The 26,372-nt window shown below is 61.0% G+C and carries 28 protein-coding genes and 1 pseudogene; 19 read left to right on the top strand and 10 right to left on the bottom strand.

From position 1 onward, the window contains the following. The first annotated feature begins 94 nt into the window (after positions 1–94). From KXR72_RS10180 to moaE, 4 genes are all read left to right on the top strand, one after another. A complete protein-coding gene (locus KXR72_RS10180; RefSeq protein ID WP_437420989.1) occupies positions 95–1,483 on the top strand; it encodes a PhoH family protein in 1,389 nt (462 codons plus the stop codon). Between the two features lie 96 nt (positions 1,484–1,579). Next, positions 1,580–2,050 carry a cyclic pyranopterin monophosphate synthase MoaC gene (moaC, locus tag KXR72_RS10175; protein WP_437420988.1) on the top strand — a complete coding sequence of 157 codons (471 nt, stop codon included), beginning with the start codon at positions 1,580–1,582 and terminating at the stop codon, positions 2,048–2,050. Continuing rightward, complete coding sequence (locus KXR72_RS10170) at positions 2,047–2,295, top strand: MoaD/ThiS family protein (RefSeq protein ID WP_437420987.1); 249 nt, start codon at positions 2,047–2,049, stop codon at positions 2,293–2,295. Before moaC ends, KXR72_RS10170 begins: the two co-directional genes overlap by 4 nt. 2 nt (positions 2,296–2,297) lie before the next feature. Beyond that, positions 2,298–2,750, top strand: a complete 453-nt coding sequence (gene moaE / locus KXR72_RS10165) for a molybdopterin synthase catalytic subunit MoaE (protein WP_437420986.1) — start codon at positions 2,298–2,300, stop codon at positions 2,748–2,750. On the opposite strand, the gene KXR72_RS10160 is transcribed toward moaE, so the two are convergent. The 4 genes from KXR72_RS10160 to KXR72_RS10145 form a co-directional block, all read right to left on the bottom strand. Beyond that, positions 2,751–2,915, bottom strand: a complete 165-nt coding sequence (locus tag KXR72_RS10160) for a hypothetical protein (protein ID WP_437420985.1) — start codon at positions 2,913–2,915, stop codon at positions 2,751–2,753. Between the two features lie 130 nt (positions 2,916–3,045). After that, positions 3,046–4,458 (bottom strand): ATP-dependent RNA helicase RhlB, encoded by a 1,413-nt coding sequence (gene rhlB / locus KXR72_RS10155; protein ID WP_437420984.1) that lies wholly within the window; start codon positions 4,456–4,458, stop codon positions 3,046–3,048. A 101-nt stretch (positions 4,459–4,559) separates the two neighbouring features. Then, the gene (locus KXR72_RS10150) at positions 4,560–5,495 is read right to left on the bottom strand and encodes a GGDEF domain-containing protein (protein WP_437420983.1); all 936 of its coding nucleotides are present in this window, start codon (positions 5,493–5,495) and stop codon (positions 4,560–4,562) included. A gap of 167 nt (positions 5,496–5,662) precedes the next feature. Then, positions 5,663–6,319, bottom strand: coding sequence for an alpha/beta hydrolase (locus tag KXR72_RS10145; protein WP_437420982.1), 657 nt, complete (start codon positions 6,317–6,319; stop codon positions 5,663–5,665). A gap of 349 nt (positions 6,320–6,668) precedes the next feature. On the opposite strand from KXR72_RS10145, the gene KXR72_RS10140 reads away from it, so the two are divergent. The 6 genes from KXR72_RS10140 (at position 6,669) to KXR72_RS10115 (ending at position 15,483) form a co-directional block, all read left to right on the top strand. Next, complete coding sequence (locus KXR72_RS10140; RefSeq protein ID WP_437420981.1) at positions 6,669–7,697, top strand: amino acid ABC transporter substrate-binding protein; 1,029 nt, start codon at positions 6,669–6,671, stop codon at positions 7,695–7,697. 90 nt (positions 7,698–7,787) lie between these two features. Next, positions 7,788–8,972: an amino acid ABC transporter permease gene (locus tag KXR72_RS10135; protein WP_437420980.1), complete on the top strand. Its 1,185-nt coding sequence runs from the start codon at positions 7,788–7,790 to the stop codon at positions 8,970–8,972. A gap of 10 nt (positions 8,973–8,982) precedes the next feature. Next, positions 8,983–10,080 (top strand): amino acid ABC transporter permease, encoded by a 1,098-nt coding sequence (locus KXR72_RS10130; protein WP_437420979.1) that lies wholly within the window; start codon positions 8,983–8,985, stop codon positions 10,078–10,080. 9 nt (positions 10,081–10,089) lie between these two features. Then, positions 10,090–10,866, top strand: a complete 777-nt coding sequence (locus KXR72_RS10125; RefSeq protein ID WP_437420978.1) for an amino acid ABC transporter ATP-binding protein — start codon at positions 10,090–10,092, stop codon at positions 10,864–10,866. 226 nt (positions 10,867–11,092) lie between these two features. Further along, on the top strand, positions 11,093–14,989 hold the full coding sequence (gene purL, locus KXR72_RS10120) for a phosphoribosylformylglycinamidine synthase (protein WP_437420977.1): 3,897 nt from the start codon (positions 11,093–11,095) through the stop codon (positions 14,987–14,989). A 176-nt stretch (positions 14,990–15,165) separates the two neighbouring features. Further along, positions 15,166–15,483, top strand: a complete 318-nt coding sequence (locus tag KXR72_RS10115) for an NGG1p interacting factor NIF3 (protein WP_437420976.1) — start codon at positions 15,166–15,168, stop codon at positions 15,481–15,483. 63 nt (positions 15,484–15,546) lie between these two features. Here the strand turns inward: KXR72_RS10115 and KXR72_RS10110 are convergent. The 4 genes and pseudogenes from KXR72_RS10110 to KXR72_RS10095 all read right to left on the bottom strand — a co-directional run bounded on the left by KXR72_RS10110 (position 15,547) and on the right by KXR72_RS10095 (position 17,681). Then, positions 15,547–15,975: pseudogene (locus KXR72_RS10110) on the bottom strand (organic hydroperoxide resistance protein). A 107-nt stretch (positions 15,976–16,082) separates the two neighbouring features. Further along, positions 16,083–16,532: a MarR family winged helix-turn-helix transcriptional regulator gene (locus KXR72_RS10105; protein WP_437420975.1), complete on the bottom strand. Its 450-nt coding sequence runs from the start codon at positions 16,530–16,532 to the stop codon at positions 16,083–16,085. Positions 16,533–16,600: 68 nt separating this feature from the next. Then, entirely contained in the window at positions 16,601–17,101 is a 501-nt protein-coding gene (locus KXR72_RS10100) for a L,D-transpeptidase family protein (protein WP_437420974.1), read from the bottom strand. A 25-nt stretch (positions 17,102–17,126) separates the two neighbouring features. Then, positions 17,127–17,681 carry an NUDIX hydrolase gene (locus tag KXR72_RS10095; RefSeq protein ID WP_437421333.1) on the bottom strand — a complete coding sequence of 185 codons (555 nt, stop codon included), beginning with the start codon at positions 17,679–17,681 and terminating at the stop codon, positions 17,127–17,129. Between the two features lie 196 nt (positions 17,682–17,877). On the opposite strand from KXR72_RS10095, the gene KXR72_RS10090 reads away from it, so the two are divergent. Genes KXR72_RS10090 through purT form a run of 4 tightly spaced genes read left to right on the top strand, consistent with a single transcriptional unit; the run spans position 17,878 to position 20,434 of the window. Next, a complete protein-coding gene (locus tag KXR72_RS10090) occupies positions 17,878–18,489 on the top strand; it encodes a CoA pyrophosphatase (RefSeq protein WP_437420973.1) in 612 nt (203 codons plus the stop codon). A gap of 2 nt (positions 18,490–18,491) precedes the next feature. Further along, the gene (locus KXR72_RS10085) at positions 18,492–19,016 is read left to right on the top strand and encodes a gamma carbonic anhydrase family protein (protein WP_437421332.1); all 525 of its coding nucleotides are present in this window, start codon (positions 18,492–18,494) and stop codon (positions 19,014–19,016) included. Next, positions 19,013–19,204, top strand: a complete 192-nt coding sequence (locus tag KXR72_RS10080; RefSeq protein WP_437420972.1) for a DUF1289 domain-containing protein — start codon at positions 19,013–19,015, stop codon at positions 19,202–19,204. The genes KXR72_RS10085 and KXR72_RS10080 overlap by 4 nt, the downstream gene beginning before the upstream one ends. 48 nt (positions 19,205–19,252) lie before the next feature. Beyond that, positions 19,253–20,434: a formate-dependent phosphoribosylglycinamide formyltransferase gene (gene purT / locus KXR72_RS10075; RefSeq protein WP_437420971.1), complete on the top strand. Its 1,182-nt coding sequence runs from the start codon at positions 19,253–19,255 to the stop codon at positions 20,432–20,434. A gap of 4 nt (positions 20,435–20,438) precedes the next feature. Here the strand turns inward: purT and KXR72_RS10070 are convergent, their stop codons facing one another. Further along, on the bottom strand, positions 20,439–21,725 hold the full coding sequence (locus tag KXR72_RS10070) for an HlyC/CorC family transporter (RefSeq protein ID WP_437420970.1): 1,287 nt from the start codon (positions 21,723–21,725) through the stop codon (positions 20,439–20,441). 9 nt (positions 21,726–21,734) lie between these two features. Continuing rightward, positions 21,735–22,535: a cytochrome C assembly family protein gene (locus tag KXR72_RS10065; RefSeq protein ID WP_437420969.1), complete on the bottom strand. Its 801-nt coding sequence runs from the start codon at positions 22,533–22,535 to the stop codon at positions 21,735–21,737. Positions 22,536–22,774: 239 nt separating this feature from the next. Between KXR72_RS10065 and ffh the strand changes: the two genes are divergently transcribed. The 5 genes from ffh to rplS all read left to right on the top strand — a co-directional run bounded on the left by ffh (position 22,775) and on the right by rplS (position 26,263). Continuing rightward, positions 22,775–24,151, top strand: coding sequence for a signal recognition particle protein (gene ffh, locus KXR72_RS10060; RefSeq protein ID WP_437420968.1), 1,377 nt, complete (start codon positions 22,775–22,777; stop codon positions 24,149–24,151). A gap of 168 nt (positions 24,152–24,319) precedes the next feature. Beyond that, the gene (gene rpsP / locus KXR72_RS10055; RefSeq protein ID WP_256056068.1) at positions 24,320–24,571 is read left to right on the top strand and encodes a 30S ribosomal protein S16; all 252 of its coding nucleotides are present in this window, start codon (positions 24,320–24,322) and stop codon (positions 24,569–24,571) included. 4 nt (positions 24,572–24,575) lie between these two features. Next, complete coding sequence (gene rimM / locus KXR72_RS10050; RefSeq protein ID WP_437420967.1) at positions 24,576–25,112, top strand: ribosome maturation factor RimM; 537 nt, start codon at positions 24,576–24,578, stop codon at positions 25,110–25,112. 5 nt (positions 25,113–25,117) lie between these two features. After that, the gene (gene trmD / locus KXR72_RS10045; protein ID WP_437420966.1) at positions 25,118–25,870 is read left to right on the top strand and encodes a tRNA (guanosine(37)-N1)-methyltransferase TrmD; all 753 of its coding nucleotides are present in this window, start codon (positions 25,118–25,120) and stop codon (positions 25,868–25,870) included. Positions 25,871–25,912: 42 nt separating this feature from the next. Beyond that, the gene (gene rplS / locus KXR72_RS10040) at positions 25,913–26,263 is read left to right on the top strand and encodes a 50S ribosomal protein L19 (RefSeq protein WP_437420965.1); all 351 of its coding nucleotides are present in this window, start codon (positions 25,913–25,915) and stop codon (positions 26,261–26,263) included. The last annotated feature ends 109 nt before the right edge of the window (positions 26,264–26,372 follow it).

Here is a 26,372-nt window from a genome sequence, read left to right as displayed (position 1 = left end):
GCCACTCAAGTCCGCTCACCTCGGCGCACGGCGGTTTCTCTTCGGCGGAGCGCATTCGGCTCTCCGTCGGCAGGCTCCGAAAAGGTGATCGCGTATGGATGACTACGGCAGACCCCGCGCTACTCAGCCCACCCTCTATGTTCTCGATACCAACGTCCTGATCCACGACCCCAACGCGTTGCTGAACTTCCAGGAGCATCAAGTCGCCATCCCAATGACCGTTCTTGAAGAGCTCGACCAGCTCAAGACCGGCAAACATTCGGTGGCGGCCGAGTGTCGCCAGGCTATCCGCCTGATCGACAAGGTGCTGGGCAACGCCACGCCCGAGGAAGTAGAGCTCGGCGTACCGATCCAGAGGGAAAAGAGCGGACCGTGCGGGAGCTTGTCGATCCTGATGAGCAAGGGCGCCGATTCCAGTGCATTACCGGAAGACCTGAACGACAACAAAATCATCAACCAGGTCGTCGACCTGCAACGTCGCAGCGGCGGCGTCCCGGTGGTACTCGTTACCAACGATATCAACATGCGCCTGAAAGCCCGGGCGTGCGGTGTCGCCGCCGAGGATTACCAGACCGACAAGTTGGTCGATGATGTGGGTCAACTGTCGCGGGGTTACCACAGCCTGACCGGTTCCTTCTGGGATCGCGTGAGCAAGGTCGACACCCACCAGGGACATGGTCGCACCTGGCACCGCGTTCAACTGATCGACAACTTGCCGGCAGTCCATGTCAACGAGTTCATCCTGGACGAGCAGGGCTTCGTTGGTTGGATCAAGGGCATTAAGGCCGACGAGTTGCTGCTGCTCGATATGCACCAGGAGCCGTTGCTGCATCAGGAAGCCTGGGGCTTGCGCCCGCGCGACATTCACCAGGCACTCGCGTTGTTTGCCCTGCTGGATCCAGACATCCACTTGGTGAATCTCTCGGGCGCCGCGGGTTCAGGCAAGACCATCCTGGCGCTGGCTGCTGCGATCGAACAGACCGTAGTCAGCAAGCGCTACCGCCGCATCATCGCCACGCGCAGCGTGCAGGGGCTCGACGAAGACATCGGCTTTCTGCCGGGTACCGAGGCCGAGAAGATGGAGCCCTGGCTCGGCGCGATCACCGATAACCTCGAAGCGCTGCACATGGATGATGAAAGCACGCACGGCAGCGTCGACTACATCCTGCAGAAGGTGCCCCTGCAGTTCAAATCGCTGAACTACATCCGCGGGCGCAGCTTCCAGCAGAGCCTGATTCTCATCGACGAATGCCAGAACCTGACGCCGCACCAGATGAAGACCATCATCACCCGTGCGGGCAACGGCTCGAAGGTGGTATGCCTCGGCAATCTGGCGCAGATCGACACGCCTTATCTGTCGGCAACCAGTTCGGGCCTGACCTACCTGACCGAGCGCTTCAAGGACTTTCCGCACGGCATGCACATCACGCTGCAAGGCGTGCCGCGTTCAGTGCTCGCCGAGTACGCCGAAGCGCATATGTAGCGCAGCAGGCCACACGCTGGGACCCTGGGCTGAGATCGAGGGCTTCCAGCGTCCGGCTGGGTTAACATCGCTCCTTCGATTTTCAAGGAGCCTTCCATGCTCACCCATCTCGATTCCCAGGGGCGCGCCAATATGATCGACGTCACCGCCAAGGCCGTCACGGCCCGTGAGGCGGTGGCCGAAGCCAGGGTTCGTATGCAGCCTGAAACGCTGCAGATGATTCAGGAGGGCGGCCACCCCAAGGGCGACGTGTTCGCCGTGGCCCGCATCGCCGGCATCCAGGCGGCGAAAAAAACCCATGACCTCATCCCGCTGTGTCATCCACTGATGCTCACCAGCATCAAACTGGACCTGCAGGCCGAAGGCGCCGATTGTGTGCGTATCGAGGCGAGGTGCAAGCTGGCCGGTCAGACCGGTGTGGAAATGGAAGCGCTGACAGCGGCGAGCATCGCAGCCTTGACCATCTATGACATGTGCAAGGCCGTCGACAAGGGCATGGTGATCGAGTCGGTTCGCCTGCTAGAAAAGGTGGGCGGCAAAAGCGGACATTGGCAGGTGCGTGCATGATCTCGATTCAATATTTCGCCCGCTATCGGGAAGCGCTCGGCAGCGACGGCGAGGCGCTGGAGTGGGATCCGTCGCTGCGCCGGCTCGACGATGTCCGTCAGCGATTGGTGGCGCGCGGTGGCGAATGGTCGGTGCTCGCCGAGCAGAACCTGATGTGCGCGCGTAACCAGGAACTCTGCGATGTGCAGGAGCCAGTGGTCGATGGCGACGAGATTGCGTTCTTTCCAACCGTGACCGGGGGCTGACCATGGGCGTACGCATCCAGGAGGATCCCTTTGATCCTGGGGCTGAACTTAATGCCATGCATTCTGCCAATCACGGAGTCGGCGCTGTGGCTGGGTTCGTTGGCTATGTGCGCGATTTCAACGATGGCGAGGATGTCGCGGGCATGTTTCTCGAGCATGCGCCGGGCATGACCGAGAAGGCGCTGCAGAAGATCATCGATGAGGCCAATGAACGCTGGCCACTGCTCAGGCTAGACATCCTGCACCGTGTCGGCATGCTCGAACCGGGCGAACCGATCGTCTTCGTCGCTGCGGCAAGTGCGCATCGCGAGGCAGCGTTCGATGGGTGCCGTTTCGTCATGGACTATCTGAAGACACGCGCGCCGTTCTGGAAAAAAGAGCAGACGCCGTCTGGCCCACGCTGGGTTGAGGGTCGCAGCAGCGATCAGGATGCCGCGCAGCGCTGGAAGCGCTGATCAACCGAAGGCGATCTGAAGTTTGTAGAGCAGCGTGGACGGCATCGACATGATGCCGAGCGCCAGCAGGGCAACGCCCCAGTTCCGCTCGCGGAAGTTGAAGCCCGTGCCCATCAGCACGAAGCTGGTCAAGATGAGCAGCAACATCAGGTGGGTAGTGTTCATGTGCCGACCTCCTGCCACCGGTACTCATGTCACTTTAGGCGCTTTGCCCAAGTGCGGCATGACCCCGATCAGTGGAGCAGGCAGGAAGTGCAAAAAAAGCGAAGCTGCCAGGCTTCGCTTTTTTTGCCGTTCAACGGCGCGGTGGAACGGGCGCTAGCAACTCGGCCGGAGGCATCTCGCAACTGATCTTTCGCCCAAGCAGCGCTTCGATGGCTGGCAGCGCGAAGGCGTCATCTTCGCCGGCGAAGCTGATTGACGTGCCGCTCGCGCCGGCGCGGCCGGTACGGCCAATACGGTGGACGTAATCGTCCGGCACTTCCGGCAGGGTGAAGTTGATGACGTGACTGATACCGTCGACATGGATGCCGCGGCCGGCCACGTCGGTCGCGACCATGACCCTGATCTTCCCCTCTCGAAAGCCTTCCAGCGCACGGATGCGTTTGTGTTGCGGAACGTCGCCGGACATCTGTACTGCGCTGATACCGTCACGGGTCAACCGTTCCTCGATGCGGCGTACTTCGTCCTTGCGGTTGGCGAAGACCATTACGCGCGTCCAGTCGTTACGAGTGATGAGGTTGTAGAGCAGCTTGTACTTGTCGCTGCCTGCCACGGCGTAAACGTGTTGTTCGACGGTATCGCTGGCGACATGTTCGGCTTCGATTTCGACGATGGCCGGGTCGGTCGTCCACTGCTTGGCGAGGTTCATCACGTCGTCGGTGAAGGTGGCAGAGAACAGCAGCGTCTGGCGCTCACTCTTAGGCGGGGTCTGTCGGATGATCTGGCGCACCTGCGGGATGAAGCCCATGTCGAGCATGCGGTCGGCTTCGTCGAGCACCAGAACCTCGACCATGTCCAGATGAACTTCGCCACGCTGGTGGAAGTCCAGCAGGCGGCCCGGGGTGGCCACTAGAATGTCGCAGTAGCGGGACTCGAGCGCCTTGAGCTGCTTGTCGAAGTCCATCCCGCCAACGAAGTTCATGACGTTGAGCCCGGTGTACTTGGTCAGGTTCTCCGCGTCCTTGGCGATCTGGACGACGAGCTCACGGGTCGGTGCGATGATCAGCGCGCGCGGCTCGCCCATGTAGCGGTCGCTGGGTGGCGGCGTCTGCAGCAGCTGGGTAATGGTCGAGATAAGAAAGGCCGCCGTCTTGCCGGTCCCGGTCTGCGCACGGCCGATGGCATCGCGGCCCTTGAGCGTGAAGCCCAGCACCTGCGCTTGAATTGGCGTGCAGTAGGGAAACCCCAGGTCATGGATGGCATGCATCAGGTCCGGGGCCAAGTTGAAGTCGTGAAACCGCGTTTTGCCTTCGGCAGGTTCCACGGCGAAATCTTCGATTTTCCAAGGCGCCACGGGCGGTACCGCGGGTTTACGGTTTTTCTGCCGGCGCGGCCTGGACGGCGCTTGTGCCTCGCTCGCAGGCTCGGCTACCTCGGGCTCGGCCTCGATTGCCTGGGCATGCGCGTCTTGAACCGGCTGCAGGGGCTGTTCTGGTTGGTCGGCTGTCTTGCCTTTGCCGAACATGTTCTTGAGTGCTTTGAGCACGGTCGTCTCATCTATTAATGTCGAAGGTCCGCCGGGCAGTGTAATGCAATAAGCACATACGGCGAAGCATTGCGCTGAGCGCTGACGATAGCAGCGGCGGCTTAGCCGCAGACGCGGTTTCGCCCGCCTGCCTTGGCCTGGTACAGCGCACTGTCTGCGATTTGGATCAGCGCGTCGAGGCTATCGCTCGGCTGCATGGGTGCGACGCCGATCGAGATGGTGACCCCAGGCAGCGTGCCGATAGGCGACGGGAAGGTACTGACCTGCTCGAGGCTTGAACGAAGCCGTTCGCCAACATTACGCGCATCGGCAAGGGCCATATCCGGAAGCAGGATGACGAACTCTTCGCCGCCGTATCGCACCAGGCTGTCGGCGGGGCGCAACTGCTTGGTTAGGGTGTCGACGACGAGGCAAAGCGCATGGTCTCCCGCCAGGTGGCCATGCCGGTCGTTGTATTCCTTGAAATTGTCGACGTCCAGCATCAGCAGCGACAGGGGTTGGAAGTTGAACGCGCAGCGGGTGCTTTCGCGGCTGTAGATGTGCTCAAGCCAGCGCCGGTTGAACGAGCCGGTGAGGGTGTCGACATTGGCATTCTGCTCGCTATTGATGATCAGCCGGTCGCTCAGGCGTACACGCTGGCAGAGCAGTTGAGCCAGGTTCTGCATCAGTTGCGGCGAGCGCGTGAGTAGCTCGATGGACCGACGATGCAGGCGCAGCACCGTAGTGGGCTCCAGCGCGACGACGTAGGCCGAGGGCGGCAGGTCGTCCATGAAGCTGATCTCACCGGCGCAGTCCCCGGCCTCGATGGCGCGTACCTGATGGCCGTCCAGCGAATCGAGGTGGACGCCGAGGCGACCGTTCAATACGAGATAAAGGTGGTGGTTGTGCTCGTGCGGCGACAACAGAACATCGCCCGTATCGACCAGGCAGGCTTCGAAGACTTCTTGCAATAGGCGCAAGCATGGTTCATCGACGCCTTTCAACAGATGGATCCGCTCTAGGTGGCCCAGCTCGGCTCTCCACGGCGCAAGCTTCATGACCCAGCACTCGGTTCGGGTGGTGTCGTCATGATGTCGATATCGCTCCGTGACCTAGAAAGGCGATGGCCGGACGACGAACGTTTCGGCCTATGCACCTGAATCGCAAGCGTAGCCGGTCTCAGGCGATCGAGCAGGCGTGCGCCGTCACATTTTCCACCGGCACTCTAACCGAGCCTTGCGGCAAGCCAGTCGCCGATGTCGCGGATTTCCTCGGGCAGAACCTCGTGGCCCATCGGGTATTCCTTCCATTCGGCCTGTACCTCGTTAGCTAGCAGGCAGTCGTAAGCCGCGCGCCCCATGGCGTTGGGTACGACCTCGTCCTGCGAGCCGTGCAGGCTCAATACCCGCCGGCCGGCATGCGTCGGGGACAGCTGCAGGTCGGTGGCAAAGGTCGGCGCGTAGGTCGACAACGCAATGACGCCCCCGAGCGGGCCAGCCCAGCGAAGGAAAGCGGTGTGATAGACGACCGCGCCGCCTTGGGAGAACCCAGCCAGCAGGATGCGCTTTGGATCGATGCCTGCATTGCGCTGCGCTTCGATCAGGTCGATCACGGTTTGGGCCGACTGCTCGAGCTGAGCTTGGTCGATCGCGCGCGCTGGGCTCATGGCCATGATGTCGTACCAGCTCGGCATGGCCCAGCCACCGTTTATGGTTACCGCTCGGGTCGGTGCCTGTGGCAGAACGAAACGGGTGTTAACCAATCGCTGCTGCAAAAGCTCTGCAACCGGGAGGAAATCGTAACGGTCCGCTCCAAGCCCGTGCAGCCAGATGACGCAGGAATCGGGGGCGCTTGCGGGTTCGATGATCAATGGATCGCTCATTTTGGGGCTCCGTATGAGGTGTGCGCGCCATGTTGGGGCGCGCGAAGTAGACGGTGTGCGTGATAGACGTGAGGTTACCCGGGCGAGCATTCGGTATGAAGCGCCCAGCTGTATCTACCGTCGTTCTTGGCAAATGTGGTACGCCGCTTGCTTTGTCTGGTTCCACCCAGCGCGTCGATGGCTTCGGCAAGCCCGCATGCCAGCGTGCTGGGAAAGTTGCCGATAACCAATCGGCAGCTAGACTCAGGGCTGGTCTTCCGCCGCTTCGCTCGATTCCTGTCGGGCGGGCAGCCTGCGATCCAGGCAGGAAGGCCAGACCCAGCAGAATAAAAGCAAACTGGAGGTTTCGATGATAAGGGTTAAAACCACACTGGCCGTGCTTGGTGCCGCCACCATTTTAGGCACCAGCGGCTTGGCACAAGCGGGGGCGACTCTCGACGCGGTCAAGAGCAAAGGGTTTGTGCAGTGCGGCGTCAGTGATGGCCTGCCCGGCTTCTCCTACACCGATGCCAAGGGCGAATACAAAGGTATCGACGTGGATGTCTGCCGTGCGGTAGCGGCGGCAGTCTTTGGGGACGCTAGCAAGGTCAAGTACAGTCCGCTGACGGCAAAGGAGCGCTTCACCGCGCTGCAATCCGGAGAAGTGGACATGCTGTCTCGAAACACCACGTGGACCAGTTCGCGTGACGCGGCCATGGGCCTGAACTTCACTGGCGTAACCTATTACGACGGCCAGGGCTTCTTGGTGAACAAGTCGCTGGGCGTATCCAGCGCCAAGGAACTCGACGGTGCAACGGTGTGCATCCAGGCAGGAACCACCACCGAGCTGAACCTCTCCGACTACTTCCGCGCCAACAACCTCAAGTACACGCCGATCACTTATGACACCTCCGACGAGAGCGCCAAGTCGCTGGAATCCGGGCGTTGCGACGTGCTCACGTCCGATCAGTCCCAGCTGTACGCGCAGCGTATCAAGCTGGCCAAGCCGGACGACTACGTCGTGCTGCCGGAGGTCATCTCCAAGGAGCCACTTGGCCCGGCTGTGCGTCAGGGCGATGAAGAATGGTTCGATATCGTGCGCTGGTCGCTGTTGGCCATGGTTAACGCCGAGGAGCTGGGCGTGACGGCGGCGAACGTCGAGGAAACCGCGAAGAGCACCAAGAATCCCGACGTGGCCCGCTTGCTGGGCGCCGAGGGTGAGTACGGCAAGGATCTGAAACTACCCAAGGACTGGGCTGTGCAGATCGTCAAGCAAGTTGGCAACTACGGCGAAATGTTCGAACGCAACATTGGCTCCGGCAGCGACCTGAAGATCGAACGGGGTCTGAACGCGCTCTGGACCAATGGCGGTCTGCAATACGCACCTCCCGTGCGTTGACCGAGCTGGGTCGGCCATCGCGGCTGGCCCTGTTTCAAGGATGAGCCTCGCCGGTGCCTATGCGCCGGCGATGCCGTATGAGGTTTCTTGATGCGAACCATCGCCAAAGCGGGGGTAGCGCGCGGCTCGCTACTCACGGATCCGCAGGCGCGTGCCTGGTTTTTCCAGGTCGTTGCCGTCATAACAGTCGTAGCTATCGGCTGGTTTCTGTTCAACAACACCCAGACCAATCTCGCTAACCGAGGCATCAACTCAGGCTTCGGCTTTCTCGATAACGCTGCCGGCTTCGGCATTCCCCAACATCTGATCGACTATCAGGAGAGCGACTCCTATGGGCGCGTATTTTGGGTGGGGCTGCTTAACACGTTGCTCGTCAGTGTTGTCGGAATCATCCTGGCCACGATTATCGGTTTCATCCTCGGTGTGGCGCGGCTGTCGCCGAACTGGCTGATCCGGCAAATCGCCACGGTCTATATCGAGATATTCCGCAACATCCCGCCGCTGCTGCAGATTTTCTTCGTGTACTTCGCGGTGCTGAGCCCCTTACCCGGCCCCCGGGAGAGCCTGAGCCTGTGGGACATGGTCTTTATCAACAACCGCGGCGTGCAGATGCCGGCACCCAGCGCGGGAGAGGGCTTCTGGTCGTTCTGGGTGGCGCTGTTCGTCGCGCTGGTGGCAATCGTCGCGCTCAACCGCTGGGCGCGGGCCCGGCGCCATGCCACGGGAGAATCCTTCCCGGTGTTCTGGGCGAGCCTGGCGCTGTTCATTGCGATACCGGGCGCATGCTCGCTGTTCTTCGGCGCGCCTTTCCTGTGGGAAATCCCAGAGCTGCAGCGTTTCAATATACGGGGCGGCTGGGTCGTCATCCCTGAACTCGTCTCGATTGTCCTGGCGTTGTCGATCTACACCGCGGCGTTCATCGGTGAAACCGTGCGTGCCGGCATCCAGTCGGTCAGCCACGGCCAGACGGAGGCGGCCGCTTCGCTGGGGCTGCGTCCTGGTCGCGTGTTGCGCCTGGTGATCATCCCGCAGGCGTTGCGGGTGATTATTCCGCCGCTGACCAGCCAGTATCTGAATCTGGCGAAGAACTCGTCCCTGGCAGCCGCGATCGGCTATCCCGACATGGTGTCGCTGTTCGCCGGAACGGTGCTGAACCAAACCGGGCAGGCCATCGAAACCATGGCTATTACCATGAGCGTGTACCTCGCAATCAGCATCAGCATTTCGCTGTTGATGAACTGGTACAACAAGCGCATTGCGCTGATCGAGCGGTAAGGACGAGCGCATGACTTCCCATACTTTCAAACCGGACCTTCCAGCTCCGTCGACCAATATCGGCGTTCTGGGCTGGATGCGTGCCAATCTGTTTTCGAGTTGGCTCAACACGCTGCTGACGCTGCTGGGGTTGTACCTCATCTGGCTGGTCGTGCCGCCCATCATCGAGTGGGCCATCATCAAAGCCGACTGGAGCGGGACCACTCGCGCTGACTGCACACGCGAGGGCGCATGCTGGGTCTTCATACAGACTCGTTTCGCCCAGTTCATGTACGGCTACTACCCGCCGGAACTGCGTTGGCGCGTTGATGCCACGGCATGGTTGGCAATCATCGGCGCAGCGCCGCTGTTCCTGCGGCAAATGCCGCACAAGGCACGGTATGGCATTGCCTTCCTGCTGATCTACCCGCTGCTGGCCTTCTGGCTGTTGCACGGTGGCTTCCTAGGTCTGGAAACAGTCCCAACGAGCCGATGGGGCGGGCTGATGCTGACCATCGTCATCGCGGCGGTCGGCATCGCCGGTGCTCTTCCGCTGGGCATCCTGCTGGCGCTGGGGCGACGCTCGAACTTGCCGGCAATCCGCGTGCTGTGCGTCACCTTCATCGAGTTCTGGCGGGGCGTGCCACTGATCACGGTGCTGTTCATGTCATCGGTCATGTTGCCGCTGTTCCTGCCCGAGGGGATGAACCTCGACAAGCTGATGCGGGCGATGGTGATGGTGGTGTTCTTCGAGGCCGCTTACATCGCTGAGGTGGTACGCGGCGGGCTGCAGGCGATTCCCAAGGGGCAGTACGAAGCTGCCGCGGCGATGGGCCTGGGCTATTGGCGCAGCATGGTGCTGGTGGTCTTGCCGCAGGCGCTGAAGATGGTGATCCCGGGGATCGTCAACACGTTCATCGCTCTGTTCAAGGACACCAGCCTGGTGATCATCATCGGCCTGTTCGACTTTCTCAATAGCATCAAGCGCGCCACCTCGGACCCTGCCTGGCTGGGCATGTCGACCGAGGGTTACGTCTTCGCCGCGCTCGTTTACTGGATTTTCTGTTTTGGCATGTCGCGCTATTCCATGCATCTGGAGCGCAAGCTCGACACCGGCCATCGGCACTAGGAGCCACTCATGAACGACATTTCTTCCAACCCGCAGCACCCGGCCCAGTCCGACGAAGCCGTCATCCAAATGCAGGGCGTGCACAAGTGGTACGGCCAGTTCCATGTGCTCAAGGACATCAACCTGAACGTCACCCAGGGCGAGCGTATCGTCCTCTGTGGCCCGTCCGGTTCCGGCAAGTCGACGACCATCCGCTGTTTAAATCGGCTGGAGGAGCATCAGCAGGGGCGTATCGTGATCCACGGCGTCGAGCTGACCAACGACCTCAAGCAGATCGAGGCGATCCGCAGCGAGGTCGGCATGGTGTTTCAGCACTTCAATCTGTTTCCGCACCTGACCGTTCTGCAAAACTGCACGTTGGCCCCCATGTGGGTGCGCAAGATGCCGCGCCGCCAGGCTGAGGAAATTGCGATGCACTACCTCGAACGCGTGCGCATTCCAGAGCAGGCAGACAAATACCCGGGGCAGCTCTCTGGTGGCCAGCAGCAGCGGGTCGCCATCGCGCGGGCGTTGTGTATGAAGCCCAAGATCATGCTGTTCGACGAGCCCACCTCGGCCCTGGATCCGGAAATGGTCAAGGAAGTGCTCGATACCATGGTCGGGTTGGCCGAAAGCGGCATGACCATGCTTTGTGTGACCCATGAGATGGGTTTTGCGCGCACTGTCGCCGACCGGGTGATCTTCATGGACAAGGGGGAGATCGTCGAAGAGGCCGACCCGGAGGTGTTCTTCACCAACCCCACCAACGAGCGCACCAAGCTTTTCCTCAGCCAGATCCTGCATTGAGGTAGTGGCGCCAAAGCGGGCGCGAGGATCTGCTTTTTGCCAGCGCCTTGCGTTCGGGGCATGGGTCGTCGGAACCCATGCCCTGCAGTTCCAGGGGTGCATTTGTTCGTTGCGGCGCTGAGCTGGCTTCCAGCTGCCGCAGCTTTCGCCTTCCCTTAGCCTCGAACGTCGTCATGGGCTAGAATACGCGGCCCGACTGCTCCCCCTTTCCGAGGCTGTTCCGACGATGTTGATCCTGCGCGGCGCTCCCGCTCTTTCCGCCTTCCGTCACGGTAAGCTCCTGGCGCAATTGACCGAAAAGGTCCCCGCTGTGAGCGGGCTGTACGCCGAGTTCGCCCATTTCGCAGACGTCACCGGCGCCCTGAGCGCGGATGAACAGCAGGTACTTGGCCGGTTGCTCGAGTACGGGCCGAGCGTTCCCGTGCAGGAGCCCAGTGGGCGTCTGTTTCTGGTTATTCCCCGGTTCGGCACCATTTCGCCCTGGTCGAGCAAGGCCAGCGATATTGCACGCAATTGCGGTCTCGCCAAGATTCAGCGTTTGGAGCGCGGAATCGCCTATTACATTGCCGGTGAGCTGTCCGATGCGGATGCCGCCGCGGTCGCTGCCAGCCTGCACGATCGCATGACGCAGGCGGTGCTCGACCGTTTCGAGGCGGCCGAGCCGCTGTTCAGCCACGCCCAGCCCAAGCCGCTGCAGGCTGTGGATGTACTGGGTGGCGGGCGCGCCGCGCTGGAGAAAGCCAACGCTGAGCTTGGCCTGGCGCTGGCTGAAGACGAGATCGATTACCTCGTAACCAGTTTTACCGGGCTGGGTCGCAACCCGCATGACATCGAGTTGATGATGTTCGCCCAGGCCAACTCCGAGCACTGCCGACACAAGATCTTCAACGCCAGCTGGGACATCAATGGCGAGAGCCAGGAAAAGTCGCTGTTCGGCATGATTAAAAACACCTACCAGATGCATGGCGAAGGTGTGCTGTCGGCGTACAAGGACAACGCGGCGGTTATTGTCGGCCATCGCGCCGGCCGTTTTTACCCCAATTCTGAAACCGGCGAGTACGCGGCCAACCAGCAGCCCGTGCATATCTTGATGAAGGTGGAGACCCACAACCACCCGACCGCCATCGCGCCGTTCCCAGGCGCCGCCACCGGCTCGGGCGGTGAGATCCGCGACGAGGGAGCGACTGGCCGCGGCGCCAAGCCCAAGGCTGGCCTGACCGGTTTTACCGTGTCGAACCTCAACATCCCGGGTTTCGAGCAGCCTTGGGAAGTCCCTTACGGCAAGCCCGAGCGTATCGTCACGCCGCTGGACATCATGATCGAGGGCCCGCTGGGTGGTGCGGCGTTCAACAACGAATTCGGCCGGCCGGCGCTGAATGGCTATTTCCGCACCTTCGAGCAGGCGATCGCTACGCCGCGTGGTGAGGAAGTGCGGGGCTACCACAAGCCGATCATGCTGGCAGGCGGCATGGGTAACATCCGTGAAGATCACGTACAGAAGGGCGAGATTTCCGTAGGGGGCAAGCTGATCGTGCTCGGCGGCCCTGCGATGCTCATTGGCCTTGGCGGCGGCGCGGCCTCGTCGATGGCGACTGGCAGCAGCTCGGCGGATCTGGATTTTGCCTCCGTGCAGCGCGACAACCCCGAGATGGAACGTCGATGCCAGGAAGTTATCGATCGTTGCTGGCAGCTCGGCGAAAAGAACCCGATCAAGTTCATTCACGATGTGGGCGCCGGCGGCTTGTCCAACGCCTTCCCTGAATTGGTCAACGATGGCGGCCGGGGCGGCCGTTTCGAGCTGCGTCAGGTGCCCAACGATGAGCCGGGCATGGCGCCGCTGGAAATCTGGTGCAACGAATCCCAGGAACGCTACGTGCTGTCCGTTGATGCGGCCGATCTGGCTCGTTTCGAGGAAATCTGTCGCCGGGAGCGTTGCCCCTTCGCAGTGGTTGGTGAGGCTACCGCCGAGCCGCATCTGACGGTTGCTGACAGCCATTTCGGCAACAACCCGGTGGATATGCCCCTCAACGTACTGCTCGGCAAAGCCCCTCGCATGCATCGCAGTGCGACTCGCGAAGCCGAGCTGGGTGATGACTTCGCCGCCGAGCAGGTGGACTTGGCTGACGCCATTGAGCGTGTCCTGCACCACCCGGCCGTGGCGAGCAAAAGCTTCCTGATCACTATCGGTGACCGCAGCATCACCGGCATGGTCGCGCGTGACCAGATGGTCGGCCCCTGGCAGGTGCCGGTCGCGGATTGTGCAGTGACCACTACGAGCTTTGATGTTTACACCGGTGAAGCCATGGCGATGGGTGAGCGCACCCCGGTTGCGCTGCTCGACGCGCCCGCGTCGGGCCGCATGGCGATCGGCGAAACCCTGACCAACCTGGCCGCGGCAAACATCGACAAACTCTCCGACATCAAGCTCTCGGCTAACTGGATGGCCGCTGCCGGCCATCCGGGCGAAGACGCGCGGCTGTACGACACTGTTCGTGCCGTGGGCATGGAGCTATGCCCCGCGCTGGGCATCACCATTCCGGTGGGCAAGGACTCGATGTCCATGAAGACGCGCTGGAGCGAGGAGGGTGCGGACAAGAGCGTGACCTCGCCGCTGTCGCTGGTTGTGTCCGGCTTCGCGCCGGTGGTGGACGTGCGCAAAACGCTCACTCCGCAACTGCGCCTGGACAAGGGCGAGACCGACCTGATCCTTATTGACCTGGGGCGTGGGCAGAATCGGATCGGCGGGTCCATCCTGGCGCAGGTGTATGGCCGCTTGGGCCGTACCGCGCCTGACGTGGACGATGCCGAGGACTTGCAAGCGTTTTTCGCGGTCGTCCAGGGTCTAAATGCCGATGGCCTGCTGCTCGCCTATCACGATCGGTCCGATGGCGGCTTGCTTACCACGGCGCTCGAGATGGCTTTTGCCGGTCATTGTGGCCTGGACCTGAACCTCGAAGCCCTGGTCGATCATGCCGCCGATATCCCGGCTGCGTTGTTCAACGAAGAGCTCGGTGCGCTGATCCAGGTGCGCCAGGGCGATACCGAGGTGGTGCTGGCGCAGTTCAGTGCCGCTGGGCTTGGCGACTGCGTTTCGGTGGTCGGCAAGCCGGTGAACAACGGGCACGTGGCGATTCGGTTCGAGGGGCAGGACGTGTTCAGCGGTGATCGTCGCCTGCTGCAGCGCCAGTGGTCCGAAACCAGCTATCGAATTCAGCGCTTGCGTGATAACGCGGACTGCGCCGATCAGGAGTTCGATGCGCTCCTTGAAGAAGACAATCCGGGGCTGAGCGTCAGCCTCGGCTTCGATGTCAACGAAGACATCGCAGCGCCCTACATCAAGCGCGGCGTGCGACCAGAGGTGGCGATCCTGCGCGAGCAGGGCGTCAACGGTCAGACCGAAATGGCGGCGGCGTTCGACCGCGCTGGCTTTGCCGCGGTCGATGTTCACATGAGCGATATCCTTTCGGGGCGGATCAGCCTGGAGCGCTTCAAAGGGCTCGTCGCTTGCGGAGGCTTCTCGTACGGCGACGTGCTGGGGGCCGGCGAGGGGTGGGCCAAGTCCATCCTGTTCAATACCAAGGCCCGTGACGATTTCAGTGCCTTCTTCGAGCGTAAGGACAGCTTCGCGCTTGGCGTGTGCAACGGCTGCCAGATGCTTTCCAACCTGCACGAGCTGGTGCCGGGCAGCGAGTCCTGGCCACACTTCGTACGCAACCGCTCCGAGCAGTTCGAGGCACGCGTCGCCATGGTGCAAGTGCAGGATTCGCCGTCCATCTTCCTGCAAGGTATGGCAGGCTCCCGGCTGCCGATCGCTATCGCTCACGGCGAAGGGCATTCGGAGTTCGAGAGCGAGGAAGCACTGCTCGAGGCTGACCTGTCTGGCACCGTCGCGCTGCGTTATGTCGACAACCACGGCAAGGTGACCGAGCGCTACCCGTTCAACCCGGGCGGCTCACCGCGCGGCATCACAGGACTGACGACACGTGACGGCCGGGTGACCATCATGATGCCGCACCCTGAGCGCGTATTCCGGGCAGTGACGAACTCCTGGCGCCCGGATGACTGGAAAGAGGATGGTGGTTGGATGAGGATGTTCCGCAATGCTCGGGTCTGGGTCGACTGAGTATTGAGGTGACGGATGAAGCTCGGAGCGCCTGTCGTTCCGAGCTTTTTTTCGTATTTGGAGGGCTGTCAGCCTGTCGCTGAACCAAGCCATACGGGCTGCGTCTGATGAACACCTAAGCCATTGGCGGGGCTTTAGCCGTTGTCCGGTCCGCCTGTATCTGTACGGAGAGGCTGATGTACAAACTGTGTTTCTATGTTCCGGAAAGCCATCTGGACGCTGTCAAGAAAGCGGTTTTTGCAGCGGGTGCTGGGCGCATCGGTGCGTATGACAACTGCTGCTGGCAGGTGCTGGGCCACGGACAGTTCCGTCCGCTGGAGGGAAGCCAGCCATTCGTGGGGCAGCAAGGTCATGTGCAGATGATGCCCGAGTGGAAAATAGAGCTCGTCGTTGCGGACGAAGCGATCCACGATTGCGTGAGGGCGCTCAAGGGTGCGCACCCCTACGAGACGCCAGCGTTCGAGGTGTGGCGGCTGTCCGATATGCAGTTCTAACGCATCCAGCACACAGAACCCCGGGTCACGAAGGTGGCTCGGGGTTTTTTGTTTCTGCCTCGATCAGACGCTGACGCTCAAGCGCACGTCGATATTGCCGCGGGTCGCATTGGAGTAGGGGCATACCTGGTGCGCCGCTTCTACCAGTTGCTCGGCTTGTGCCTGTTCCAGGCCTGGAAGCTGGATCGTTAACTCGACTTCCAAACCGAAACCGCCCGGAATTTGCCCGATGCCGACCTTGCCGGTAACCGACAGATCGTTCGGCAGGGTGACTTTGCGTTGTTGCGCAGTGAATTTCAGCGCGCCGATGAAGCAGGCCGAATAGCCGGCCGCGAACATCTACTCGGGGTTGGTGCCTTCGCCTCCCGCACCACCGAGTTCGCGTGGGGTGGACAGTTTGACGTCCAGTAGACCGTCAGATGAACGTGCACGGCCGTCGCGGCCGCCGGTGGCTGTAGCGGTCGCGGTATACAGGGCTTTGATGGTTTGCATGGGGCGGTCCTCATGTCTGGAAAGGGTTGGGTTAAGTTATCGCCATGTTATTTATCGCGCAAGATAAATTTCGATATGGCGTTCAGTCGGTTGGCCACGGGACTGCATCAACGTGTCTGGGTTAGGGCGTTGCGCAGCGCTACCAATTGCGCATGCAAGTTGCGTAACGCTTCGGCTGATTGGCCGGTGCATTCGAGCATGCAGCCAGGGAAGGCAGAGGCACGCTGCTTGAGGGCTTTCCCTTCTGGGGTCAGATGCAGCTCAACGACACGTTCATCTTGCTTGCTGCGAATACGGTTGAGCAGTCCCTCGGCTTCCAGCCGCTTGAGCAAAGGCGTCAGAGAGCCAGGTTCCGTAAGCAGGCGCGCGCTGATTTCACCGACGGTTTGCCCGTCGTGCTCCCAAAGGGCCAGCATTGCCAGATACTGCGGGTAGGTCAGCCCGATTTCCTGCAGCAGTGGCTTGTAGGCCTTGGTCATCTGCAGGGAGGCGGAATAGAGCGCGAAACAGAGCTGGTTATCGAGGTGAAGTAATTCGTCGGACGAGGCGTCGTTCATAGGCAGCCGGGGTAACGGGTAGTGAGGCGAACGTTACCCTTCGCAGGGCGCGCGTGCAAAAAAGACGGTCAGGGGCGAATCTCGATCAGGGTGCCGTTTTTAACCAGGCCCCAGATTTCGCGCATGTCATCGTTCTTCAGCGCGATGCACCCTTCGGTCCAGTCCAGGGTATGGAAGAACCACTCGGGATACTCTTCGTCGAGCGGTGTGCCGTGCAGCATGATCATGCTGCCGGGCCGGTCGCCCGTCTTGCTGGCGCGGGCGAGGTCCTGCGCGTTCGGATAGGAAATGTGCATCGCCAAGTTGTATTTTTCCGACGCCTTGCGCCAGTCGATCCAGTAGAAGCCTTCCGGTGTTCTCTGGTCGCCTTCGCGCTCCTTGGGGCCCGGCTGCTTGCCGAGCGAGACGCGGTAGCTTTTCATCGTCACGCCACGACTGATCAAGTGGAGCCTGCGCTCGGACTTGACCACCAGCACCTTGTCGATAAAGGCATCGTCGAATACGGGGGCGGCGTTGGCATGAGAAAGGGTGGTGAAAGTAAAGCAGACTAAAGCGAGCAGCCAGCGCATCGAGGCACGTCCTGAAACTACGACATCAGGCCTGTTTTCGTGCCACGCGCATTGCGCCCATGGCTTCGTTTCGTACCGGGAAGGCCTGCTGGACCCGGTCGGCGAAAAAGTATTCTAGGGTACGGTCGATGGTGGGGAAAGCCAGCTCTGACCAAGGGATATCGGTTTGCGCGAACAACCTGACCTCCAGGCTCTCGTCGCCTGCGCAATAGGCCTGATCGAGCAGTTCCGCGCGAAAGAACATGTAAACCTGATTGATATGCGGCAGGTCGAACAGCGTGTAAAGCTGCAAGCCGGTGACACGTGCATTCGCCTCTTCCAGCGTTTCCCGCTCAGCGGCTTGCTGGACGGTCTCGCCGTTTTCCATAAAGCCGGCCGGCAACGTCCAATAGCCGCGGCGCGGCTCGATCGCTCGGCGGCAAAGCAGGACCTGATCGTGCCAGACAGGTAGACAGCCCGCGACAATCCGCGGATTCAGATAGTGAACGGTCTGGCAGGCGTCGCAGACGAATCGGGGGCGGTTGTCACCCGCAGGCACGAACTCGCTGACCGATCCGCCGCACTGACTACAGAATTTCATCACACGTCCTTTTTCCGATGCTGCACTCGACGGTCGTCGCCGAGCCGCGGCCACCATGAGAGTGGCTGCGGCTCGGGAAGTTTTCAAGCCAGTCTGCGACGTTCGATGGCGTATCGGTGTCGCCCGGCCGGGCTGCGTATTGGGCACCTCGGTGATTCGTGCCATGATGCCCGGCAAAGTCAAACAGAGTAGATCGATGCTGGACAGGATTCTCCAACGGGTGCGCGATTACGCTCCGCATCTCCTGGAGCCGGAGGCGCGAATGCCCGAGGCGGCGGTGCTGATGCCCGTCACCCGAAGCGATTCGCCGGAGCTGGTGCTGACATTGCGCGCCAGCGGGCTGTCGACCCACGGGGGGGAGGTCGCGTTTCCGGGTGGTCGCCGGGATCCCGAAGATGCGGATCTCATCCAAACCGCTTTGCGTGAGGCGGAAGAGGAGGTGGGCTTGGCACCGGGGATGGTCGAAGTCGTCGGCCCCCTGAGCAGTCTGGTGTCGCTTCACGGTATCCACGTCACGCCTTTCGTCGGCATCGTGCCCGACTACGTCGAATACCGCGCCAATGACGCCGAAATCGCCTCGGTCTTTTCCGTGCCGTTGGATTTCTTCTGCCAGGACGTGCGCGAGGTTACCCACCGGATCGATTATGAGGGTGGCGTCTGGTACATCCCTTCCTATCGCTACGGTGAGTACCGGATCTGGGGGCTGACGGCCATCATGGTCGTCGAGCTCGTGAACCTCATCTATGACGCCGGCATCGAGATGCGTCGCCCGCCGGCCAGCTATGTGGATCTGCAGAGGAAACCATGACCATGAAATACCGCCTGGGAGACGCCCGTGTCGACGCGGACCCGCAAAGCTGGGTAGCGCCCAACGCCACGCTAGTTGGAAAGATCCGTCTGGAGGCTGGCGCCAGCGTTTGGTTCGGCGCCGTCTTGCGCGGAGACAACGAACTGATCCACATCGGCCCCAACAGCAACGTGCAGGACGGTAGCGTGATGCATACCGACATGGGGCATCCGTTGACGCTCGGCACCGGCGTGACGGTCGGCCATAACGCGATGCTGCACGGTTGCACCGTGGGCGACTACAGCCTAGTCGGCATCAATGCGGTCATTCTCAACGGGGCGAGGATCGGCAAGCACTGCATCATCGGCGCCAACACGCTGATCGCCGAAGGCAAGGAGATTCCGGATGGCTCGCTGGTGGTCGGGTCTCCCGGCAAGGTCGTCCGCGAGCTGACCGAGCAACAAAAGAAGATGCTCGAGGCCAGTGCCGCCCACTATGTCCATAATGCCCAGCGCTACGCGCGTGATCTGGCGGAGCAGAACGATTGAGCCAGCAAGAGAAACCCGTCTCCTCGCCCTGCGTAAGTATCTGCGCGCTGGACGAGGAGGATGTCTGCACCGGTTGCCAGCGCAGCGTCGACGAGATTCGCCGCTGGCGTGGTATGGACAATGCCGAGCGGCGCGCGGTGCTGCTGCGGTGTCATGAGCGTGCCCGCGCCAGCGGCATGCTGCTCTAACTCGCCGCGTTCTCGCGGCTTCTTCCTGAACGATCAACGAGGCAAATCATGCTCCGAATTGGCACTCCGATGTCTGCCAGCGCTACCCGGGTGCTGCTCTGCGGCTCAGGTGAACTGGGCAAAGAACTCGTTATTGAGCTTCAGCGTCTGGGTGTGGAGGTCATCGCGGTAGATCGCTATGCCAATGCGCCAGCCATGCAGGTCGCCCACCGGCATTACGTCATCGACATGCTCGACGGCGAGGCATTGCGCGGCGTCATCGAGCAGGAAAGGCCGCACTACATCGTTCCCGAGATCGAGGCGATTGCCACCGCGACGCTGGTCGAGCTGGAGGCCGAGGGTTACTGCGTGATACCGACGGCGCGAGCCGCGCAGCTGACGATGAATCGCGAAGGCATCCGTCGGCTGGCGGCCGAGGAACTGGGGCTTCCCACCTCTGCGTACCGTTTCGCGGATTCGCTCGAAGCATGCCGGGCGGCAGCTCTTGATCTCGGCTTCCCCTGTTTGGTGAAGCCGGTCATGAGTTCCTCCGGTAAAGGCCAGTCCGTGCTGCGCAGCGAGCAGGATGTCGATCACGCCTGGGCTTATGCTCAGGCTGGCGGTCGAGCCGGCAAGGGCCGGGTGATCGTCGAGGGCTTTGTCGATTTCGAATACGAAATCACCCTGCTGACCGTTCGCCACGCGGGCGGCACCTCATTTTGTCAACCGGTTGGGCACCGTCAGGAAAAAGGCGATTACCAAGAGTCCTGGCAGCCGCAACCGATGTCGGCGAGGGCTATGGCCGAAGCCGAGCGCATCGCGCTGGCCGTAACCGACGCTCTGGGTGGTCGCGGCATCTTTGGCGTCGAGCTGTTCGTCAAAGGCGATCAGGTGTGGTTTTGTGAGGTCTCGCCGCGCCCGCACGACACCGGGCTGGTAACGCTGGTTTCGCAAGATCTGTCCGAGTTCGCCTTGCATGCGCGTGCCATTCTGGGCCTGCCCGTCCCGGCCATCCGCCAGCTCGGTCCGAGCGCTTCGGCTGTGGTGTTGGTCGAGGGCGAGTCGGCGCAAGTCAGCTTTGGGAACCTGGCGGCAGCGCTGGCTGAACCCGACACTGCGCTGCGGCTGTTTGGCAAGCCGGAGGTCAGGGGGCAGCGGCGTATGGGTGTCGCGCTGGCTCGCGACGAATCGATCGAAGCCGCGCGTGCCAAAGCGCTGCGTGCGGCCTCGGCTGTAGACGTCCAGCTTTGAGGGGTCAGGGCTCGTCGTGGTGGCTGGGCACGCCATCGTCGATCAACCAGGCCCGTACACTCTTTACGCGATTGTCCGCCGCCTGAAGGATCTCGAAGCGGTACCGGTCGACCTGCACGCAGGTGCCGCTGTCGGGGATGTGCTCGAGGGCTTCGGTGATCAGGCCGTTGATGGTCTTAGGGCCGCCGCAGGGGAGCTCCCAGCCCAGCGCGCGGTTGATTTCACGGAGGTAGGCGGCGCCGTCGATCACCAGCGTGCCGTCGTCCTGGGCATGCACGTCGGGGCTGCGTAGCGCGTCCTGGTTACTGAATTCTCCTACGATTTCCTCGAGGATGTCTTCGAGCGTCACGATGCCGAGCACATCACCATATTCGTCGACAACGATACCGATGCGGCGCTTTTGCTTCTGAAAGTTGAGCAGCTGGATCGAAAGCGGCGTGTTTTCCGGCACGAAGTAGGGCTCGTTGCAGGCTTCCAGCAGGCTTTCTCGCGTCAGTTGGTCATGGCTGAGCAGTCGTGCGATCTGCCGCATGTGGACGATGCCTTCGATCTGGTTGATGTCCTTTCGAAAGACCGGCAGACGAGTGTGGGGCGTGGTGCGCAGCTGGGTAACGATGGATTCGAAGTCGTCCTCTATGTCGATGCCGGCCACTTCGTTGCGAGGAATCATGATGTCGTCCACCGTGACCTTTTCTAGGTCGAGGATGCTTAGCAGCATGCTCTGGCGGTTCATTGACATGTCGCTGCCCGACTCGCGGACAACGCTGCGGAGCTCTTCGGTCGACAGGCTTTCGTCGCCCTTGTTGTTCAGGTCAACGCCGAGTAGCCGCAGCAAGCCGTTGCTGATTCCACTCAGGAGGGCGACCAGCGGATACAGCACCTTCTGTAGCAGCAGTAACGGTAGGCTGACGGGGTAGGCGACCACTTCAGGGCGTAGCGCGGCAAGCGTCTTAGGTGTGATTTCGCCAAAGATGAGCAGGATGATGGTCAGGCCAATCGTGGCGATGGCGATGCCAGCCTCGCCCCAGAGCTTGATTGCCAGCACCGTGGCAATTGACGAGGCGAGAATGTTGACGAAGTTATTGCCGACCAGAATGGTGCCGAGCAGCCGGTCGGGCCGGGCCAGCAGGGTACTGGCCCGTTTTGCCCCGCGATGCCCCTCCTTGGCCTGGTGGCGGAGGCGGTAGCGGTTGAGGCTGAGCATCCCTGTCTCCGAGCTGGAGAAGAAGGCCGAGCAAAGGAGCAGGAAAACCAGCAAGCCGACTAGAAAGCCAGGGTGTAGATGTTCCACGTGGCTGCCTTAAATGTGCAGGATGAATTCGCGGACGAGCTTGCTGCCGAAGTACGCCAGCATCAGGAGGCAAAAGCCCGCCAGCGTCCAGCGGATAGCCTTGTAACCGCGCCATCCAAGCTGATGGCGGCCCCAAAGCAACAGGCCGAAGACGACCCAGGCGACGACGGACAGCAGGGTTTTGTGCACCAAGTGTTGGGCGAACAGGTTGTCCAGAAAGATCCAGCCGGAAATTAGCGAAGCCGAGAGCAGCAGCCAGCCGGCCAAAAGAAAGCCGAACAACAGACTCTCCATTGTCTGCAGGGGCGGGAAGTTCTTGATCAACCCCGATGGGTGCTTGTGCTTGAGATGATGATCCTGCAGCAATAGGAGCAGCGATTGAAATACGGCAATCGTCAGCATTCCGTAGGCGAGTATCGAAAACAGGATATGCGCGAGAATGCCGGGCTGCTCGCTGATCGCGGGTGCGGTGCCGGACGGTGCGAATTGGGCGAAGAGAACCGTCAGGCAACCCAGCGGGAAAAGCAGCAGCAGAAGGTTCTCGACTGGCATGCGATAGAGCGCCAGCAGGATCAGCAGGATCACAGCTGCAGCGATCAGGCTGGACGCGTTGAAGAAGTCGAGATGTAGGCCGCTGGGCGATAACAGCTGTATGAACAGGCTGACGCCATGGGCGACCAGAGCGAGCGTGCCCAAGAGCAGCAGGAGGCGTTTGTCCGGCATGGCGCGCTGTACCAGGCGCAGACCCTGGTATCCCGTGACGCCCGCATACAGGCAGGCGGCAGCTAGGCTCGGTAACAAAGGATGCATAGGTGTTCTAAGCAGCTCGGAAAGGCGTTGAGTGTGGCACAAACGTCAAGTCCGCAAAAGCGCGTGGATATCTACGTTCTTTACTTTTGGCAACGCGATCGAAGGGCTTGCGCTTGCAGGACGCTGTGTTCGGTTGCGTGATGATCGTTCGCGATGAAAAGGCAGTCGATGGGGTACCGACGCAGGGTGCGCACCTTCTATAATCGCCGGCTTCACCACACTCAAGCGTGGAACGGCTCATGTTCGAAAATCTAACCGATCGCCTCTCGCAGACGCTTCGCCATGTCACCGGCAAGGCCAAGCTGACCGAAGAGAATATCAAGGACACTCTGCGCGAAGTTCGCATGGCGCTGCTGGAGGCCGACGTTGCGCTGCCGGTGGTCAAGGATTTCGTCGCTCGGGTCAAGGACCGTGCGGTTGGTACCGAAGTATCCAAGAGCCTGACGCCGGGCCAGGCGTTCGTGAAGATCGTGCGTGCCGAACTCGAGGAGTTGATGGGTGCGGCCAACGAAGACCTTGCGCTGAACGTGACACCGCCGGCCGTGGTGCTGATGGCGGGCCTGCAAGGTGCGGGCAAGACCACGACGGTAGGCAAGCTGGCCCGCTTCCTGAAAGAGCGGAAGAAGAAGTCGGTATTGGTGGTGTCGGCAGACGTCTACCGGCCGGCAGCGATCAAGCAGCTGGAAACCCTGGCGGGTGAAGTCGGTGTGATCTTCTTTCCATCGGATACCAGCCAGAAGCCCGTTGAGATTGCTCAGGCGGCGATCCGCGAAGCCAAGCTCAAGTTCATCGATGTGGTGCTGGTCGATACCGCGGGTCGCCTTGCCATCGATGCCGAGATGATGGCTGAAATCCAGGCCGTGCATGGTGCCATCAAGCCGGCCGAGACACTGTTTGTCGTCGATGCGATGACTGGTCAGGATGCGGCCAACACGGCGCGGGCCTTTGGCGAGGCGTTGCCGCTGACTGGGGTGGTCCTGACAAAGGTCGATGGTGACGCACGTGGCGGCGCGGCGCTGTCTGTGCGGCATGTCACCGGCAAACCCATCAAGTTCATCGGTATGGGTGAAAAAAGCGATGCGCTTGAGCCCTTTCATCCCGACCGCATCGCGTCTCGTATCCTCGGCATGGGTGATGTGCTCAGCCTGATCGAGCAGGCCGAGCAGACCCTGGACCGTGAGAAGGCTGAGAAACTCACCAAAAAGCTGAAGAAAGGCAAGGGCTTCGACCTCGAGGATTTCCGCGACCAGCTTCAACAGATGAAGAATATGGGTGGTCTGGGTGGCCTTATGGATAAGCTGCCAGCCATTGGCGGAATGAACCTGTCTCAGATGGGTAATGCTCAGGGGGCTGCGGAAAAACAGTTCAAGCAGATGGAGGCAATCATCAACTCCATGACCCCAGCGGAACGCCGCAATCCCGATCTCATCAGTGGCTCGCGCAAGCGGCGCATTGCCGTGGGGTCGGGTACTCAGGTGCAGGACATCGGTCGCCTCATCAAGCAGCATAAGCAGATGCAGAAGATGATGAAAAAGGTCACCGGCAAGGGCGGCATGGCAAAGATGATGCGCGGCATGGGTGGCATGTTTCCCGGCGGCGGGATGCCCAAGTTCTGATGATGTTCGCGCCTGCCTGGGCATGGCGTTGGCCCGCTTGGTGCGGGCCTCACCCACGTTTCAAAAAAGCCATTTGCAAAAGTTCGGATAATCCTTAGAATATGCGGCCTTTCGGGCCTTGGGCCCTGCATTCAGATTTGCTGTACCGACTACAGGAACGATGTTCACATGGTAACTATTCGTCTGGCCCGTGGCGGCTCCAAGAAGCGCCCTTTCTACCACCTGACCGTGACCAACAGCCGTAACCCGCGCGATGGTCGCTTCGTTGAGCGTATCGGTTTCTTCAATCCGATCGCCTCGGGTGCGGAAGTGAAGCTCTCTGTCAATCAGGAGCGCGCTGCTTACTGGCTGAGCCAGGGCGCGCAGCCGTCTGAGCGTGTTGCTCAGCTGCTGAAGGAAGCTGCTAAGGCCGCTGCCTAAGTTCATGAGCGCAGCGTCTGCTCCGGCCGAAGATCTACTCGTCATTGGCAAGATCGTATCGGTGCATGGCGTGCGCGGTGACGTGAAGGTGTATTCCTTCACTGATCCGATCGATAACCTACTCGATTACCCGCGCTGGACGCTCAGGCGAGGCGAGGAAATCAAGCAGGTCGAGCTGGTCAAGGGTCGCGTCCAGGGCAATATCCTGGTAGCCACGCTGAACGGGCTGACAGATCGTGAAATTGCGCGTACCTACGCCGATTTCGAGATTTGCATCTCGCGTAGCGAATTACCCGATCTGGCTGGCGATGAGTATTACTGGTACCAGCTTCAAGGGCTCGTGGTCATCAATGGGGTCGGGCAAGTGCTCGGTCGCGTGGATCACCTCCTCGAAACCGGTGCCAACGATGTTCTGGTGGTCAAGCCATTCGCTGACAGCCTGGATGATCGTGAGCGGTTGTTGCCCTATACGGACCCTTGCGTGCTGAAGGTCGATTTGGCTGCGGGTGAAATGCACGTCGAGTGGGATGCGGACTTCTGAGCGACATGACGACTATGCGTGTCGACGTGATCAGTCTGTTCCCGGACATGTTCGCGGCTATTTGTAACTATGGCATCAGCAGTCGTGCAGTAAAGCAGGGCTTGCTTCACCTCCGATGCTGGAACCCTCGCACCTATACCGAGGACCGGCATCAGACCGTGGACGACCGTCCCTTTGGGGGCGGGCCCGGCATGGTCATGAAGATCAAGCCGCTCGAACTCGCCTTGGCGGATGCTAGGCAGGCTGCTGGCGAAAAGGCGAAGGTGATCTATCTCTCGCCGCAGGGGCGTCAGCTGAAACAAGCTGATGTGCGTGATCTGGCGAAAGAAGAGGCTTTGATCCTCATCGCCGGGCGCTACGAGGGCGTCGATGAGCGTTTCATCGAAGCTCATGTCGACGAAGAATGGTCGATTGGCGATTACGTGCTGTCCGGTGGCGAGCTGCCGGCCATGGTTCTGATCGATGCAGTGACTCGCTTGCTCCCCGGAGCGCTGGGTCATGCTGATTCTGCCGAGGAGGATTCGTTTACCGACGGCCTGCTCGACTGCCCGCACTACACCCGACCGGAGGTGTATGCGGATAAACGTGTTCCTGATGTGCTGCTCAGCGGCAATCATGAACACATCCGGCGCTGGCGTTTGCAACAGTCCCTTGGCAGGACTTGGGAACGGCGCGCTGATCTTCTGGATGGCCGCTCGCTTTCTGGAGAAGAACAAAAGCTGTTGGCGGAATATATTCGCCAGCGGAACGATAGTTAACGTATCGATGGCAGCCTAATAGGTTTGCCTCAGGAGCACAGCATGACCAACAAGATTATTCAGGCGCTCGAAGCTGAGCAGATGACCAAAGAATTGCCACCGTTCGCCCCAGGCGACACCGTTGTGGTTCAGGTCAAGGTCAAGGAAGGCGATCGTCAGCGCCTCCAGGCCTTCGAAGGCGTCGTGATCGGCAAGCGTAACCGCGGTCTGAACAGCGCTTTTACCGTCCGCAAGATCTCTAATGGTGTTGGTGTCGAGCGTACCTTCCAGAGCTACAGCCCGATGGTCGACAGCATCAGCGTCAAGCGCCGCGGCGACGTACGCAAGGCTAAGCTGTACTACCTCCGCGCGCTGTCCGGCAAGGCGGCCCGCATCAAGGAAAAGCTTTCCTGATCAAGCGGTTTCAGAAAAAGCAGCCTTCGGGCTGCTTTTTTTATGCCTGGGTGTCGGCGGCTGACGTCTGGAGCGTGTTGTGAAAAACTGGCGCGCCGCCGCTGCGATG

It is taken from the genome of Stutzerimonas chloritidismutans, assembly GCF_051486945.1.
In the GTDB taxonomy this organism is placed as follows: Bacteria; Pseudomonadota; Gammaproteobacteria; order Pseudomonadales; family Pseudomonadaceae; genus Stutzerimonas; species Stutzerimonas chloritidismutans_B.
The sequence above is the reverse complement of the archived record's forward strand: the minus strand, read 5'-3'. Positions and strand labels throughout refer to the sequence as shown.

What these genes read in the sequence shown, in the direction of transcription:
- KXR72_RS10150 (WP_437420983.1), bottom strand. Translation starts at nt 5,495, where the DNA reads ATGAAGCTTGCGCCGTGGAGAGCCGAGCTGGGCCACCTAGAGCGGATC.
- trmD (WP_437420966.1), top strand. Translation starts at nt 25,118, where the DNA reads ATGACGACTATGCGTGTCGACGTGATCAGTCTGTTCCCGGACATGTTC.
- KXR72_RS10065 (WP_437420969.1), bottom strand. Translation starts at nt 22,535, where the DNA reads ATGCATCCTTTGTTACCGAGCCTAGCTGCCGCCTGCCTGTATGCGGGC.
- KXR72_RS10115 (WP_437420976.1), top strand. Translation starts at nt 15,166, where the DNA reads ATGTACAAACTGTGTTTCTATGTTCCGGAAAGCCATCTGGACGCTGTC.
- KXR72_RS10180 (WP_437420989.1), top strand. Translation starts at nt 95, where the DNA reads ATGGATGACTACGGCAGACCCCGCGCTACTCAGCCCACCCTCTATGTT.
- KXR72_RS10090 (WP_437420973.1), top strand. Translation starts at nt 17,878, where the DNA reads ATGCTGGACAGGATTCTCCAACGGGTGCGCGATTACGCTCCGCATCTC.
- KXR72_RS10100 (WP_437420974.1), bottom strand. Translation starts at nt 17,101, where the DNA reads ATGCGCTGGCTGCTCGCTTTAGTCTGCTTTACTTTCACCACCCTTTCT.
- purT (WP_437420971.1), top strand. Translation starts at nt 19,253, where the DNA reads ATGCTCCGAATTGGCACTCCGATGTCTGCCAGCGCTACCCGGGTGCTG.
- KXR72_RS10130 (WP_437420979.1), top strand. Translation starts at nt 8,983, where the DNA reads ATGACTTCCCATACTTTCAAACCGGACCTTCCAGCTCCGTCGACCAAT.
- KXR72_RS10105 (WP_437420975.1), bottom strand. Translation starts at nt 16,532, where the DNA reads ATGAACGACGCCTCGTCCGACGAATTACTTCACCTCGATAACCAGCTC.
- rplS (WP_437420965.1), top strand. Translation starts at nt 25,913, where the DNA reads ATGACCAACAAGATTATTCAGGCGCTCGAAGCTGAGCAGATGACCAAA.
- rpsP (WP_256056068.1), top strand. Translation starts at nt 24,320, where the DNA reads ATGGTAACTATTCGTCTGGCCCGTGGCGGCTCCAAGAAGCGCCCTTTC.
- KXR72_RS10135 (WP_437420980.1), top strand. Translation starts at nt 7,788, where the DNA reads ATGCGAACCATCGCCAAAGCGGGGGTAGCGCGCGGCTCGCTACTCACG.
- KXR72_RS10125 (WP_437420978.1), top strand. Translation starts at nt 10,090, where the DNA reads ATGAACGACATTTCTTCCAACCCGCAGCACCCGGCCCAGTCCGACGAA.
- moaE (WP_437420986.1), top strand. Translation starts at nt 2,298, where the DNA reads ATGGGCGTACGCATCCAGGAGGATCCCTTTGATCCTGGGGCTGAACTT.
- KXR72_RS10095 (WP_437421333.1), bottom strand. Translation starts at nt 17,681, where the DNA reads ATGAAATTCTGTAGTCAGTGCGGCGGATCGGTCAGCGAGTTCGTGCCT.
- moaC (WP_437420988.1), top strand. Translation starts at nt 1,580, where the DNA reads ATGCTCACCCATCTCGATTCCCAGGGGCGCGCCAATATGATCGACGTC.
- KXR72_RS10160 (WP_437420985.1), bottom strand. Translation starts at nt 2,915, where the DNA reads ATGAACACTACCCACCTGATGTTGCTGCTCATCTTGACCAGCTTCGTG.
- KXR72_RS10170 (WP_437420987.1), top strand. Translation starts at nt 2,047, where the DNA reads ATGATCTCGATTCAATATTTCGCCCGCTATCGGGAAGCGCTCGGCAGC.
- rimM (WP_437420967.1), top strand. Translation starts at nt 24,576, where the DNA reads ATGAGCGCAGCGTCTGCTCCGGCCGAAGATCTACTCGTCATTGGCAAG.
- ffh (WP_437420968.1), top strand. Translation starts at nt 22,775, where the DNA reads ATGTTCGAAAATCTAACCGATCGCCTCTCGCAGACGCTTCGCCATGTC.
- KXR72_RS10145 (WP_437420982.1), bottom strand. Translation starts at nt 6,319, where the DNA reads ATGAGCGATCCATTGATCATCGAACCCGCAAGCGCCCCCGATTCCTGC.
- purL (WP_437420977.1), top strand. Translation starts at nt 11,093, where the DNA reads ATGTTGATCCTGCGCGGCGCTCCCGCTCTTTCCGCCTTCCGTCACGGT.
- KXR72_RS10085 (WP_437421332.1), top strand. Translation starts at nt 18,492, where the DNA reads ATGAAATACCGCCTGGGAGACGCCCGTGTCGACGCGGACCCGCAAAGC.
- KXR72_RS10140 (WP_437420981.1), top strand. Translation starts at nt 6,669, where the DNA reads ATGATAAGGGTTAAAACCACACTGGCCGTGCTTGGTGCCGCCACCATT.